General features: G+C 70.9%; 13 protein-coding genes. 7 read left to right on the top strand and 6 right to left on the bottom strand.

Annotated features, from left to right (window positions below; genetic code table 11):
- Nucleotides 1-58: 58 nt before the first annotated feature.
- The 3 genes from ACFYQ5_RS13025 to ACFYQ5_RS13015 all read left to right on the top strand — a co-directional run bounded on the left by ACFYQ5_RS13025 (nt 59) and on the right by ACFYQ5_RS13015 (nt 3,244).
- Entirely contained in the window at nt 59-1,885 is a 1,827-nt protein-coding gene (locus ACFYQ5_RS13025) for a trypsin-like peptidase domain-containing protein (protein ID WP_389196965.1), read from the top strand.
- A 120-nt stretch (nt 1,886-2,005) separates the two neighbouring features.
- Nucleotides 2,006-2,455, top strand: a complete 450-nt coding sequence (locus ACFYQ5_RS13020) for a sec-independent translocase (RefSeq protein WP_389196963.1) — start codon at nt 2,006-2,008, stop codon at nt 2,453-2,455.
- A gap of 126 nt (nt 2,456-2,581) precedes the next feature.
- The gene (locus ACFYQ5_RS13015; RefSeq protein ID WP_389196961.1) at nt 2,582-3,244 is read left to right on the top strand and encodes a hypothetical protein; all 663 of its coding nucleotides are present in this window, start codon (nt 2,582-2,584) and stop codon (nt 3,242-3,244) included.
- A gap of 55 nt (nt 3,245-3,299) precedes the next feature.
- On the opposite strand, the gene ACFYQ5_RS13010 is transcribed toward ACFYQ5_RS13015, so the two are convergent.
- From ACFYQ5_RS13010 to ACFYQ5_RS13000, 3 genes are all read right to left on the bottom strand, one after another.
- Complete coding sequence (locus tag ACFYQ5_RS13010) at nt 3,300-4,433, bottom strand: Mrp/NBP35 family ATP-binding protein (protein ID WP_389196959.1); 1,134 nt, start codon at nt 4,431-4,433, stop codon at nt 3,300-3,302.
- Between the two features lie 96 nt (nt 4,434-4,529).
- The gene (locus tag ACFYQ5_RS13005) at nt 4,530-5,090 is read right to left on the bottom strand and encodes a DUF1003 domain-containing protein (RefSeq protein ID WP_389196957.1); all 561 of its coding nucleotides are present in this window, start codon (nt 5,088-5,090) and stop codon (nt 4,530-4,532) included.
- Nucleotides 5,080-6,354: a magnesium transporter MgtE N-terminal domain-containing protein gene (locus ACFYQ5_RS13000; RefSeq protein ID WP_389196955.1), complete on the bottom strand. Its 1,275-nt coding sequence runs from the start codon at nt 6,352-6,354 to the stop codon at nt 5,080-5,082. The genes ACFYQ5_RS13005 and ACFYQ5_RS13000 overlap by 11 nt, the downstream gene beginning before the upstream one ends.
- Nucleotides 6,355-6,527: 173 nt before the next feature.
- On the opposite strand from ACFYQ5_RS13000, the gene ACFYQ5_RS12995 reads away from it, so the two are divergent.
- Nucleotides 6,528-7,280, top strand: a complete 753-nt coding sequence (locus ACFYQ5_RS12995; RefSeq protein ID WP_389196953.1) for a hypothetical protein — start codon at nt 6,528-6,530, stop codon at nt 7,278-7,280.
- A 34-nt stretch (nt 7,281-7,314) separates the two neighbouring features.
- On the opposite strand, the gene ACFYQ5_RS12990 is transcribed toward ACFYQ5_RS12995, so the two are convergent.
- Complete coding sequence (locus ACFYQ5_RS12990; protein ID WP_389196951.1) at nt 7,315-7,833, bottom strand: hypothetical protein; 519 nt, start codon at nt 7,831-7,833, stop codon at nt 7,315-7,317.
- Between the two features lie 24 nt (nt 7,834-7,857).
- A complete protein-coding gene (locus tag ACFYQ5_RS12985) occupies nt 7,858-8,973 on the bottom strand; it encodes a magnesium and cobalt transport protein CorA (RefSeq protein ID WP_389196950.1) in 1,116 nt (371 codons plus the stop codon).
- Between the two features lie 412 nt (nt 8,974-9,385).
- Here ACFYQ5_RS12985 and ACFYQ5_RS12980 point away from each other — a divergent pair, with 412 nt between their 5' ends.
- A complete protein-coding gene (locus ACFYQ5_RS12980; protein WP_389196948.1) occupies nt 9,386-9,970 on the top strand; it encodes a suppressor of fused domain protein in 585 nt (194 codons plus the stop codon).
- Between the two features lie 82 nt (nt 9,971-10,052).
- Here ACFYQ5_RS12980 and ACFYQ5_RS12975 read toward each other — a convergent pair whose 3' ends face one another.
- Nucleotides 10,053-11,285: an MFS transporter gene (locus tag ACFYQ5_RS12975; protein WP_389196947.1), complete on the bottom strand. Its 1,233-nt coding sequence runs from the start codon at nt 11,283-11,285 to the stop codon at nt 10,053-10,055.
- Between the two features lie 157 nt (nt 11,286-11,442).
- On the opposite strand from ACFYQ5_RS12975, the gene ACFYQ5_RS12970 reads away from it, so the two are divergent.
- Nucleotides 11,443-12,087 carry a DUF6758 family protein gene (locus ACFYQ5_RS12970; RefSeq protein ID WP_389196945.1) on the top strand — a complete coding sequence of 215 codons (645 nt, stop codon included), beginning with the start codon at nt 11,443-11,445 and terminating at the stop codon, nt 12,085-12,087.
- Nucleotides 12,088-12,182: 95 nt separating this feature from the next.
- Nucleotides 12,183-13,049: a PHP domain-containing protein gene (locus ACFYQ5_RS12965; RefSeq protein ID WP_389196943.1), complete on the top strand. Its 867-nt coding sequence runs from the start codon at nt 12,183-12,185 to the stop codon at nt 13,047-13,049.
- Nucleotides 13,050-13,115: the final 66 nt, after the last annotated feature.

Raw genomic sequence — 13,115 nt, 5'->3', positions numbered from 1 at the left:
GTTGAATTCCGGGAGGGACGCCCCTGTGGGGCGTGCAAGGGCCAGTTGCGGGGAGAGCATGGACGACGGGAAGCCCAGCGGGCCGAAGACGAAGTGGTGGAGCCGTCCCTCTACGGAACGGAACCGTCCGGACGGGCCTGAGGACGCGGTGGCCGTCACGGACACGGACGCGGGTGCGCCGGCGGCGGCGCCCACGGAGGCGGCTGCGGCCGGCGAGCAGCCCGGCCCCGAGACCCCGGACGGCGATTTCCGCCCCGCGCCCCCGGTGGCACCCCCGCCCCCGGCCGCCGAGCCGCACCCGCCCGCCCCGGCGGCACCCGCGCCGCCCGCCGCCGAGCCGCCCGCGCACCATACGCAGCCGCTGCACGCACCCGACGAGTACAGCACCCCGCCTTACGGAGGCCCGGGGCCGTGGGCACCCGCGCCGCCCGTGCAGCGCCCGGTGGCGACTCCGGCCCACGGGACCTCTGTACCGCCCATACCGGCCGTAGCGCCGCCGTACGCGGGGACCAACGGCCACGGCATGGCCGCGCCCCTCCCTGCCCCCGTACCCGCCCCTGCCGCGGTACCGGGCGGCCGGGGGCACGCCGAGGCATGGGAGCCCCCGCCCGCGCCGCACACCGTGCCGCAGCAGCACGCCACGGCCCCTCAGCCCTCCCAGCCGGCCGTACCGGCCCAGCAGCCCTCGCAGTGGCTGCGGTACGACCCGTGGGGCGCGCCCCAGCAGCCGCTGAGCCACCCGGGCCCCGGCCAGGGCCCGGACACCCGGCCGCGCAAGGGCCGTCGGGGCTCGGTCCTCGTCGGAGCCGCGCTGCTCGCCCTCGTGGCCGGTGGCATCGGCGGCGGAATCGGTGCCTACGTCGAGCGCAACGGCGGCCTGACCACGGTGGAACTGCCCCAGTCCGGCCGGGACGACGGCGGCCGGGCCCCCGACAGCGTCGCCGGTATCGCCGCCAGCGCGCTGCCCAGCGTGGTCACCCTGCATGTCAACGGCTCCGCCGAGTCCGGCACCGGCACCGGCTTCGTCCTCGACGGCAAGGGCCACATCCTCACCAACAACCATGTGGTCGCCCCCGCGGGTTCCACCGGCGACATCACCGTGACGTTCAGCGGCGGGGAGAGCGCGTCGGCCGAGATCGTCGGCAAGGACAGCGGCTACGACCTGGCCGTCGTCAAGGTGACCGGCGTCTCCGGCCTCAAGCCGCTGCCGCTCGGGAACTCCGACAACGTGCAGGTGGGTGACCCCGTCGTGGCCATCGGCGCGCCCTTCGACCTGTCCAACACGGTCACCTCCGGCATCATCAGCGCCAAGCAGCGGCCCATCACCGCGGGCGGTGAGAAGGGCGACGGCACCGACGTCAGCTACGTCGACGCCCTGCAGACCGACGCCCCGATCAACCCGGGCAACTCCGGCGGTCCCCTGGTCGATGCCGAGGCCCGGGTCATCGGCATCAACAGCGCCATCCGGGCCGCCGACAGCGGATCCGCTCTCGACGGTGGCCAGTCCGGCTCCATCGGCCTCGGCTTCGCGATACCGATCAACCAGGGCAAGCGCGTCGCCGAGGAGCTGATCAGCACCGGCAAGGCCACCCACCCGGTGATCGGCGTCACGCTGGACATGGAGTTCACCGGTGACGGGGCCAAGGTCGGGGGCAAGGCGGCCGACGGCGGAGCGGCGGTCACCGACGGGGGCCCGGCGGACGAAGCGGGCATCCGGCAGGGTGACGTCATCACCGAGGTGGAGGGCCAGCGTGTGCACAGCGGCGAGGAACTCATCGTCAAGATCCGTGCCCACCGGCCCGGTGACCGGCTCGGTCTCGTCCTGAACCGTGGTGGCGAAGACCTGTCCATGACTTTGACGCTGGGTTCGGCGAGCGGTACCTGACGGCCACCGGCAGGTACCGCACGGACAGCTTCGCCGGGTACCGTGGAGCGGTCCGGGCCCCTGATGACCTGGCGGCGGTGAACACGCGGAGACCACGCAGAGAACACGAGGAGCAGCAAGGTGTTCAATGACATAGGCGCACTCGAGCTGCTGACGCTCGTGGTTCTCGCCGTGCTCGTATTCGGCCCGGAGAAGCTGCCGAAGGTCATCCAGGACGTCACGCGCACCATCCGCAAGATCCGGGAGTTCTCGGACAGCGCCAAGGAAGACATCCGCTCGGAGCTCGGACCGCAGTTCAAGGACTTCGAGTTCGAGGACCTCAACCCCAAGACGTTCGTCCGCAAGCAGCTCATGGACGGCAACGACGACCTGGGGCTCAAGGAGATCCGCGAGAGCTTCGACCTGCGCAAGGAGATGGCCGAGGTCACCGACGTGGTGAACGGCCGCGAGAGCGACTCGTCCACCGGCACCGTCGCGGCGGCGTCCGGCGCCGCCACACCCGACCTCCTCAAGAAGCCCGCGCAGCCGGCCAAGGACGAGCGCCCGCCCTTCGACGCAGACGCCACCTGAGACCCGCCAATCCCGACTCGTCCGGACGGTATGGCTATTCTCCATCTGTCCGGTTGCGAGGTTGCCCATGCCCACGGGGGGAGGGCCGCGCCGGATCAGTGAATGATCGAGGAGGCGGCCGGGCAGATGGAGACGACGAGTCGGGCAGGGGCGGACGGGGCGCCCAGCGCAGTCACCGCAGAGGGGGTGCCGGCGACCCGGCGTACTGTCGACGGCTATCTCAAGGCGCCGTTCCCCTGGTACGGGCTGGACGAGGCCTTCGCAGGCCCACGCTGGCTGATGCATGTCACGGCCGCGGCGGACGACACCGTGCAGCACGGTTCCACCGGGCACGGTGAGGAGCCCGTCGTACGGGCCGACGCGGGGGCGGAGAAGGCGCGTTTCGCGGTGGTCGTGACCGTGGGCAGCAGCCCCGTACGGCACAGCGACGACGGTACGGGGGTGCTGGACGCCACGACGGTCTCGTCGGCGGCCTGGCTGGCCGGCTCCGGCCTGCTGGACTGCACCTGGCCCCCGCAGATGGACCACACCCTGCGTGGCGAATGGCTGAAGCAGCAGACCGAAACCGCGTTCGAGCTCGCGGACGATCTGGGCGGGGAGCCCTGGTCGGCCCTGTCCCTTCCGGTGGACGGTGTGCCGGTGGACTTCCACTACCGCGAGTCGGAGTTCGGCTGGGTGCTCGCGGGCTCGGCCCCCGAGGGGGTGCACATCGGTGCCTACGGGCGCGGCATGAGCGCCTACGGCCTGGGGTTCTCGGTGATCGGCGACATCGCCTCGTACGAGAACTGAGCGACGTACGGGTGGGGGCGGCCTCTCCAGGAGGCCGCCCCCACCCGTACGACGGTCAGAACTTGTTGCGCGGGGTGAGACCCAACGACATGCCGGACAGGCCGCGCTGACGGCCGCTCAGCTTGTCCGCGATGGAGCGCAGCGCGGAACCCGCGGGGGAGTCCGGGTCGGACAGGACGACCGGCTTGCCCTCGTCCCCACCCTCACGCAGCCGTACGTCGATGGGGATGGACCCGAGCACCGGTACCTCGGCGCCGACCGTCTTCGTCAGCCCCTCGGCGACCCGCTGCCCGCCACCCGAACCGAACACGTCGACCATCTCGTCGCAGTGCGGGCACGGCATGCCCGACATGTTCTCGACGACGCCGACGATCTTCTGGTGGGTCTGTACGGCGATGGAGCCGGCCCGCTCGGCCACCTCGGCAGCGGCCTGCTGCGGGGTCGTGACGACCAGGATCTCGGCGTTGGGCACGAGCTGGGCCACGGAGATCGCGATGTCACCGGTGCCCGGCGGCAGGTCGAGCAGCAGGACGTCCAGGTCGCCCCAGTACACATCGGCGAGGAACTGCTGCAGCGCGCGGTGCAGCATGGGACCGCGCCACACCACCGGGGCGTTGCCCGGGGTGAACATGCCGATGGAGATCACCTTCACGCCGTGCGCGGACGGCGGCATGATCATGTTCTCGACCTGGGTGGGCTTGCCGTCCGCGCCGAGCATCCGGGGCACGCTGTGCCCGTAGATGTCCGCGTCGACCACACCGACCTTGAGCCCGTCGGCAGCCATCGCCGCCGCGAGGTTCACGGTCACCGAGGACTTGCCGACGCCGCCCTTGCCGGACGCGACCGCGTAGACCCGGGTCAGTGAGCCGGGCTTGGCGAACGGCACCTCGCGCTCCGCCGTGCCGCCGCGCAGCGACGAGGCGAGCTCCTTGCGCTGCTCGTCGCTCATCACGTCGAGCGTGACCTCGACCCGTGACACGCCCTCGACGCGGGCCACCGCGTCGGTCACGTTCTTGGTGATCGTCTCGCGCATGGGGCAGCCGGAAACCGTGAGATACACGGTGACAGCGACTACACCGTCAGGATCGATCTCGACCGACTTCACCATGCCCAGCTCGGTGATCGGTCGGTGGATCTCCGGGTCGTTCACTGTCGCCAGCGCTTCGCGCACCGCGTCTTCCGTAGCCATACCCCGATAGTACGGTGCGCGCGCAGCGCTCCTTGGAAGGGTGGTGGCGGGCGACGGGAGGGAGGTACGGCGCCGGGGGTGCGCGTGGGTAGCCCCTCAGCGGTCGCCTTCGTCACTATCGACCTGAGAGAGGATCCGGCGCTCCTCCATGTCCTTCACCATGGCCTCCAGCTCGGAGCGGATCCAGTCCCGGGTGGCGACCTCCCCGAGGCCCATCCGGAGCGCGGCGATCTCCCGGCTGAGGTATTCGGTGTCCGCGATCGAGCGCTCGTTCTGCTTGCGGTCCTGTTCGTGGGTGACCCGGTCACGGTCGTCCTGGCGGTTCTGCGCGAGCAGGATCAGCGGGGCGGCGTAGGAGGCCTGGAGGGACAGCATCAGCGTCAGGAAGATGAACGGGTACTGGTCGAAACGCAGTTCCTCCGGCGCGAAGATGTTCCACACCACCCACAGGATGATGATCAGCGTCATCCAGACGATGAACCGTCCGGTGCCCAGGAAGCGGGCGATGCGCTCGGAGAACCGGCCGAACGCCTCGGGGTCGTACTCGGGCAGCAGCCGGGGCCGCGGTGCCTTCGGCTGGTCGAGCCGGGGCCGCGGCGGGCGGACGATGCCCGAGGCACCCGTCGGCACGGCCCTCGCGCGGTCCTCAGCGGCCACCGGCGATCCCCTCCTCGCCCTGGAAGTCGGTCTCGCGCCAGTCCTCGGGGAGCAGGTGGTCCAGCACGTCGTCGACGGTCACCGCGCCCAGCAGCGATCCGCTCTCGTCCACCACGGGAACCGAGACCATGTTGTACGCGGCCAGATAGCTGGTCACGGCCGGCAGCGGGGTGTCCGGCGTCAGGGGGACGAGATCACTGTCGACGATCGAGCTCACCAGGGTGAACGGCGGATCCCGCAGCAGCCGCTGGAAATGCACGGTGCCCAGGTATTTGCCGGTGGGGGTCTCGTCCGGCGACCGGCAGACGTACACCTGGGCGGCCAGGGCGGGGGACAGGTCCTGCTGGCGGACCCTGGCCAGCGCGTCCGCGACCGTCGCGTCGGGACGCAGGATGATCGGCTCGGTCGTCATCAGCCCGCCCGCGGTCCGCTCCTCGTACGCCAGCAGACGCCGTACGTCGGCGGCGTCGTCCGGCCGCATCAGGGCCAGCAGCCGTTCCTTGTCCGCCTCCGGCAGTTCCGAGAGCAGGTCGGCCGCGTCGTCCGGGTCCATCGCCTCCAGGACGTCCGCGGCACGGTCCTCCTCCAGCTTGCCCAGGATCTCCACCTGGTCGTCCCCGGGGAGCTCCTCCAGGACGTCGGCGAGCCGGTCGTCGTCCAGGGCCGCGGCGACCTCGGCCCGGCGCTTGGGCGTCAGATGGTGCAGGGCGTTGGCGACATCGGTGGGGCGCAGGCGTTCGAAGGTCGCCACCAGGCTCTCGGCGCCCTGCCCGTGCTCCTCCAGGGAGAAGCCGCTGATGGCCGACCACTCCACGGTCAGCGTCTCGCCCTTGCGGCGCAGGGCCCCGCCCCGCCCCTTGCGTACGAAGAACTTGTCGATCTCCCAGTCGCGGCGGGCCGGGAGCTGCTGGATGGCGACGTCGAGGACGGTCACCTCCTCGTCCGTCTCCACGAGCCGCACCCGCCGGTCAAGGAATTCGCCGAGGACGAGTCGCTCGGTCGGGCGCTGCTCGAAGCGCCGCATGTTGACCACACCGGTGGTGATGACCTGGCCCGACTCGACCCCCGTCACCCGGGTGATCGGCAGGAAGATGCGCCGCCTGCTCACGACCTCGACGACCATGCCGAGCAGACGCGGGGGCCTGCCGCCGACCCGGAGCATCGCCACCAGATCCCGGACCCGGCCGACCTGATCGCCATTCGGGTCGAACACCGGTACGCCGGAGAGGTGTGAGACGAAAACTCTGGGAGTGCCTGCTGCCATCCTGTGCGTCTCCCTCCGTCCCTCACATCCTCCTTTGCCGTGATCAGGCTAGCCCGTACCGGTCCGTGACGCCTTGGCGGACCGTCCGTCCGGCGCTCTGCCGAACGGCGTACGCGGCACGGGTACGCTGCCGTCTGCCATCCCCCGACACACAGATGAGAGGCAGTGCGCCAGTGACCTCTTCCGTCCCTGCCGTCCGGGCCCGTCGCCGGACCGTTTCCGCCGTGATGCTCTGCGTGGGACTGACCACCGCGCTCACGGCCTGCGCGGGAGAGGACCCGGACAAGGGGACCAACGGCGTCGGCAAGCTGACCGCCGCGCAGATCGACAAGAAGGCACGGGCCGCCGCCGACGCGGCGGACGCGGTGCGGCTCACGGGCAAACTGGTCAGCAAGGGCGGGACGTACACCCTGAACATGCAGCTCAGCAGCAAGGGCGGCATGGGATCGGTGATCTCGGAGCGGAACACCTTCGATCTGCTGCGCATCGGTGACGAGCTCTACCTCAAGGCCGACGCGGGCTTCTGGAAGGACGACGAGGCCGACGACGGGAGCGACCAGGCGGCCGACAAGCTCCAGAACAAGTACGTCAAGGTCCCCGAGGACGACCCCACCTACCAGCAGATGCGCGGCTTCACGGAGAAGGAGACGCTCCTCGACGGGGTGCTCGCACTGCACGGAAAGATCAACAAGGGCGACCGGGACACGATCGGCGGGGTGCGCACCGTGCAGATCATGGGCGGAAAAGGTGAGGGGGGCGCACTGGACGTCTCCCTGGAAAGCACTCCGTATCCCCTCAGGGTGGCCCGCGGCGGCGGCGGTGGCACCGTCACCCTCGCCGACTGGGGCACGGCCTTCCCACTGGAGGAGCCGGCCGAGGACGACACGGTCGACTACGGCGGCGAGCTGCCCAGGACCTCCGGCTGACGGAGCCTGCGGGCCGCGCGGGCCCGCAGGCCGGTCAGCGCTTCCCGCGGCGCTTCAGCAGCAGCCGGGGGAGCGCGGCGGGCGCCGTGCGCCGCGTGGTCGCCCCGGTGGGCAGCGGCGGTGCGGCCAGCGAGCTGTCCGGAAGACCGGTGCGGGTGGCGCCGGGCGTCAGCCGTACGACCCGGCATTCACGCGCCCAGCGTTCCGTCAGCTGTTCGGCGTCCGGGGCGTTCAGCCGCTTGCCCTTGAGCTCGCCGACCGCCGCCTCCCACTCCTCGGAGCGCGGCTCCAGCACCGTGACGGCGGCGGTCCAGGCAACGAGCCTGCCGCCCTTGTCCTTGCTGCGTACGGTCACCTCGGCGGCACCACCGGCGTCCAGCCCGACGGGGAGCGGCTGCTCCCCGGGGCCGTCCCCGACGAGCACGGCCGCACCCTCGTGCCAGACGTGCCACAGCGCCCGGGAGGGGCCGGTGCCCCGCACCCAGATGAGGCCGGACTTCTTGGTGGCCTCCTCGACGAGAGCCCGGGCAAGCAACACGTCAGCAGCAGTCATGCCCGAACTCTATTCGAGACCCCGTCAGAGCCAGCCGTTGCGCTTGAGGGTGCGGTGGATGGAGAAGCAGACGACGCCGATGAGCGCGAGCACCATCGGATAGCCGTACGTCCAGCGCAGTTCGGGCATGTGCGTGAAGTTCATGCCGTAGACGCCGCAGATCATCGTCGGTACGGCGATGATGGCCGCCCAGGACGTGATCTTGCGCATGTCCTCGTTCTGCGTGACGGTTGCCTGCGCCAGATTGGCCTGGAGGATCGAGTTGAGCAGCTCGTCGAAGCCGATGACCTCCTCGTGCACCCGTGCCAGGTGGTCGGCCACATCGCGGAAGTACTTCTGGATGTCGGGGTCGATCAGCCGCATCGGGCGTTCGCTCAGCAGTTGCATCGGCCGCAGCAGCGGCGACACGGCACGCTTGAACTCCAGCACCTCGCGCTTCAGCTGGTAGATACGGCCCGCGTCCGATCCGCGCGCGCTCCCCTTGGCGGGAGTGGAGAACACATCGATCTCCACCTCGTCGATGTCGTCCTGCACCGAGGCCGCCACCGCGATGTAGCCGTCGACGACGTGGTCGGAGATGGAGTGCAGCACGGAGGAGGGGCCCTTGGCGAGCAGCTCGGGGTCCTCCTGGAGGCGGTGGCGCAGGGCGCGCAGCGAACCCTGTCCGCCGTGCCGGACGGTGATCACGAAGTCCCGCCCGGTGAAGCACATCACCTCACCGGTCTCGACGACCTCGCTGGTGGCGGTCAGTTCGGCGTGCTCGACGTAGTGGATCGTCTTGAAGACGGTGAAGAGCGTGTCGTCGTAACGCTCCAGCTTGGGCCGCTGGTGGGCGTGGACCGCGTCCTCGACGGCGAGCGGGTGCAGGCCGAACTCCCGGGCGATACCGGCGAATTCCTCCTCGGTCGGCTCGTGGAGGCCGATCCAGGCGAAGCCGCCCTCCTCCCGCACCCGCAGCATCGCCTCACGCGGGGTCTGGCAGGGGGCCTCGGTGACCCTGCGTCCGTCCCGGTAGACCGCGCAGTCGACGACGGCGCTGGAGGCGGACGGGTCACGGGTGGCGTCGTAGCTGTTGTACGGGGTGTTGCTCTTGCGCTGGGACGGGCGCACGGCGGCGCGCAGGTCACGGATCATCGACATGGCTGGCTCCTCTTCACGGAGGGCCGTCGGCGGGCACGTGGAACAGCCCGGAATGGGGACGTGCGCTCACGTCCGCAAAGCGGGCGGCACCGCGCGGGCACGATGACGGCGTTCGCTACAGACAGGCAAAAACGAGGGGCTCTTCCGGTGCGCGAACTGCCGTGGTGACGTCCGGGAGGGGAGTCAGATCACAGAAGGAAGGCGTTGTGCGGAAGGGCGGTTGGTACTGCACGGTCGACTTGGATCCACCGCAGCCCCACCTCCTCCGGCCGGTCCCCCGTAGGGGATCACGTGTTGTCAGGACTGAGAGCGACGCTTCTGCGTGCTGTCCCGACCGACGCCTCAGGCTACCAGCCAGGTGAGGAGCCAATCCCTTCCTTTGCCCGTTCGCTACGCGTTCTATGCTCGCGGCATGGGAGAAATTCTTGATCTGGTCGAGGCCCGGCTCCGTACGGCGCTGGGGGAGCCGGACGCACGCGCCGATGTGACGTTCCTCGGCACGGACCGCATCGAGGTGCTCCGCTTCGTCGACGGAGATGTGGTGCGCTACGCCACGCTCGGTATGTCCGCCCAGCCGATGGCCGACCCGACGTCCCCCCTCGCCGACCCCGTGAAGGGCCCGCGCGCCGAACTGGTCCTGTCCGTACGGGTGGGGCTCGCCGACACCGACCAGGTGCTGCGGCCCCTCGCGGTCCTCGCGGCCTCGCCGCAGGTCGAGGGGCTGATCGTGACTCCCGGGGCGTCGCTGGACCTCGGGCAGCCGCTGTGGACCGGGGCTTCCTTCAGCTCCGTCCTGGTCGCCGAGCCGGGCGGCCTGGTCGAGGATCTGGAGCTGGACGCCCCGATGGACCCGGTGCGCTTTCTGCCGCTGCTGCCGATGACGCACAACGAGGCCGCCTGGAAGCGGGTCAAGGGCGCGCAGGAGCTCCAGGAGCGCTGGCTCTCGCACGGGACGGACCTGCGGGATCCGCTGCGCGCGTCCGTACCGCTGGACTGACCCACCGGACAGGGGGGAAGCCCCGCCGCGCGGCCAGGAGGGGGAGACCGCGGGCGGGGCCGGAACGGGAGACCGTCAGGTCTCAGTCGGCGAAGACGGTGACGCCGTCCTCCGTGGCGTGGCGCGGCATGAGTTCCTCCGCCTCGTGGGTCAGTGCCGCACGCCGGATCCGGACGACCACCGCGCCGGCCAGGGCGGCGACGGCGGCGACGACGAACGGCATGTGGATGTCGCTCCACTCCTCGATCTTCGGGGCGAGGTAGGGCGCGGCGGCGGCGGCGAACCAGCGGACGAAGTTGTATCCGGCGCTCGCCACCGGGCGCGGCGCGTCCGACACCCCGAGGGCGAGTTCGGTGTAGACGGTGTTGTTCATGCCGATGAACGCGCCCGAGACGATGGTGCAGACGATGGCTGTCGTGTGGTTGCCGTATCCGAGGACCACCAGGTCCGCGGCGAGCAGCACCAGGGAGCCGCCGACCACCTTCAGCGAGCCGAAGCGCCGTTGCAGGCGCGGTGCGACGAGCACCGAGAAGACGGCGAGCAGCAGGCCCCAGGCGAAGAACACCGCACCCGACCTGTACGGCGACATGTTCAGGACGAACGGCGTGAAGGCCAGGATCGTGAAGAACGCGTAGTTGTAGAAGAACGCCGAGGTGGCGACCGAGGCCAGCCCGCCGTGTCCGAGTGCCCTGACCGGGTCGAGCAGCGAGGTCTTCCGGGCCGGCCTGGGCTGCTCCTTGAGGAACGCGGTGATGCAGAGGAACCCGATGGCCATCAGTGCGGCGGTGCCGAAGAACGGGTAGCGCCAGCTGGCGTCACCGAGCAGGGCGCCGACCAGCGGTCCGCACGCCATGCCGAGGCCGAGCGCCGACTCGTACAGCAGGATCGCCGCCGAGCTGCCGCCGGCGGCGGCGCCGACGATCACCGCGAGGGCGGTGGACACGAACAGGGCGTTGCCCAGGCCCCAGCCCGCCCGGTAGCCCACCAGCTCGGCCACGGAGGAGGACGTGCCGGAGAGCGCGGCGAAGACGACGACCAGCGCGAGGCCGGCCAGCAGGGTCTTGCGTCCGCCGATACGGCTGGAGACGAAACCGGTCACGAGCATCGCGACGGCGGTGATCAGGAAGTACGAGGTGAACAGGAGGGACACCTGACTGGGCGTGGCCTCGAGTCCCTCGGCGATGGACGGCAGGATCGGGTCCACCAGACCGATCCCCATGAAGGCCACGACCGAGGCGCCCGCCGTGGCCCATACGGCCTTCGGCTGACGCAGGATGCTGGTCGTCCCTTCGTCGAACGGATCCTCTCCCCGCATGGTTCTTCTCGCTCTCCACTAGATCGTTGCGTTATACACAGGATAAGTTAGGCACACTAATAAGTGCAAACTACATCTATCTTCGCCGGTCAGAGCCGCACGGCGGACGGGTGATCGTCCTTGACGCGGCGACGGCCGGAGAGGACCGTTGGGCGTTATGAGGGGCGAACCCAGTTGCCCGAAGTGCGGTGGCCGGGTCAGGGCGCCCGGCCTCTTCGCCGATGCCTGGCAGTGCTCCACGCACGGTCAGGTGAGCCCGATGCAGCCGGTGGTCCCGCCCGGTGTCGAGGCGCTGGGCGTGGTGGTGAGCCGGGCTCAGGTGCCGGTGTGGATGCCCTGGCCGCTCCCCGTGGGCTGGCTGTTCACGGGCGCGGCGTACGCGGGCGACGACCGCAGCGGTGGCCGTGCCACCGCCGTCGCGTGTTCGGGCCCCGGTCCGCTCGGAGGCATGGGTGAACTCCTGCTCGTCGCCGAGGAGCTCGGCGTCGGGCTCGGCGCGCGCTACGCCGGCATCGACGGCCCCGACCCCGGCTCCGCCCTGCGGGTCGACGCGGCACCGGACGCCAAGGTGCTCGCGGCGGGACGCCCCACCGCGCTCTGGCACGTCAGGGACGCCCCCGCCGACCGGGCGGTCTTCGTGGGTGAGGCGCGGGGCCTGTGGCTCTGGGCGATCGTCTGGCCCGAGCAGTCAGGGCTCCTGATGTACGACGAACTCGTGCTGACCGATCTCCGCGACGCCGGCGGGGAAGTGGACCTGCTGCCGTGCGGTGCGCTCACCCCCCGGCTGCTCACGCGGCCCTGACCCCGTCCGGCTCCCGGACGGAGGGCCGGACGGGTGACGCCCGGCGGTTATCCTGGAGCGTCCCCTGTCCGTCGGCCCGCAATGGAGTACGCGTCGTGCGCATCGACCTGCACACCCACTCCACGGCTTCGGACGGCACGGACACCCCCGCCGAGCTGGTGGCCAACGCCGCAGCTGCGGGCCTCGACGTCGTCGCCCTGACGGACCACGACACGGTCGGGGGCCACGCGGAGGCGGCGGCGGCCCTCCCCGAGGGCCTCACGCTCGTCACCGGAGCCGAGCTCTCCTGCCGCGTCGACGGCATCGGCCTGCACATGCTGGCCTACCTCTTCGACCCCGCCGAGCCCGAACTGGCCCGTGAGCGTGAGCTCGTCCGGGACGACCGGGTGCCGCGGGCGCGGGCCATGGTGCGCAAGCTCCAGGAGCTGGGTGTCCCGATCACCTGGGAGCAGGTCGCGCGGATCACGGGGAACGGCTCGGTCGGCCGCCCGCACGTCGCCACCGCTCTCGTGGAGCTCGGCGTCGTCGACTCGGTCTCCGACGCCTTCACCTCCGCCTGGCTCGGCAACGGTGGGCGCGCGTACGCCGACAAGCACGAACTCGACCCGTTCGACGCGGTCCGGCTGGTCAAGGCCGCCGGCGGCGTCACCGTCTTCGCGCACCCGCTCGCGGTCAAGCGCGGCGAGGTCGTCCCCGAAGCCGTGATCGCGCGGCTGGCGGACGCGGGGCTCGACGGCATCGAGGTCGACCACATGGACCACGACGAGCCCACCAGGGCCCGGCTGCGGGGGCTCGCGGCCGAGCTGGGGCTGCTGCCCACCGGGTCCAGCGACTACCACGGCACCCGCAAGACCGTCCGGCTCGGGGAGTACACCACCCACCCCGAGATCTACGGCGAGATCACCCGGCGCGCCACGGGAGCGTTCCCCGTGCCGGGCGCCGGTGGACCGCTCCCCGCGTAACGGGACCCTTTCTCTTCTTCCGCTCCGTCGCGTTCCCGTGCGCCCCGGCGTCCTCATGACGTGCCG

This window comes from Streptomyces sp. NPDC005794, from assembly GCF_042871445.1.
Taxonomy (GTDB): Bacteria; Actinomycetota; Actinomycetes; order Streptomycetales; family Streptomycetaceae; genus Streptomyces.
The sequence above is the reverse complement of the archived record's forward strand: the minus strand, read 5'-3'. Positions and strand labels throughout refer to the sequence as shown.

What these genes read in the sequence shown, in the direction of transcription:
- ACFYQ5_RS13025 (WP_389196965.1), top strand. Translation starts at nt 59, where the DNA reads ATGGACGACGGGAAGCCCAGCGGGCCGAAGACGAAGTGGTGGAGCCGT.
- ACFYQ5_RS13015 (WP_389196961.1), top strand. Translation starts at nt 2,582, where the DNA reads ATGGAGACGACGAGTCGGGCAGGGGCGGACGGGGCGCCCAGCGCAGTC.
- ACFYQ5_RS13010 (WP_389196959.1), bottom strand. Translation starts at nt 4,433, where the DNA reads ATGGCTACGGAAGACGCGGTGCGCGAAGCGCTGGCGACAGTGAACGAC.
- ACFYQ5_RS13000 (WP_389196955.1), bottom strand. Translation starts at nt 6,354, where the DNA reads ATGGCAGCAGGCACTCCCAGAGTTTTCGTCTCACACCTCTCCGGCGTA.
- ACFYQ5_RS12990 (WP_389196951.1), bottom strand. Translation starts at nt 7,833, where the DNA reads ATGACTGCTGCTGACGTGTTGCTTGCCCGGGCTCTCGTCGAGGAGGCC.
- ACFYQ5_RS12985 (WP_389196950.1), bottom strand. Translation starts at nt 8,973, where the DNA reads ATGTCGATGATCCGTGACCTGCGCGCCGCCGTGCGCCCGTCCCAGCGC.
- ACFYQ5_RS12980 (WP_389196948.1), top strand. Translation starts at nt 9,386, where the DNA reads ATGGGAGAAATTCTTGATCTGGTCGAGGCCCGGCTCCGTACGGCGCTG.
- ACFYQ5_RS12975 (WP_389196947.1), bottom strand. Translation starts at nt 11,285, where the DNA reads ATGCGGGGAGAGGATCCGTTCGACGAAGGGACGACCAGCATCCTGCGT.
- ACFYQ5_RS12970 (WP_389196945.1), top strand. Translation starts at nt 11,443, where the DNA reads ATGAGGGGCGAACCCAGTTGCCCGAAGTGCGGTGGCCGGGTCAGGGCG.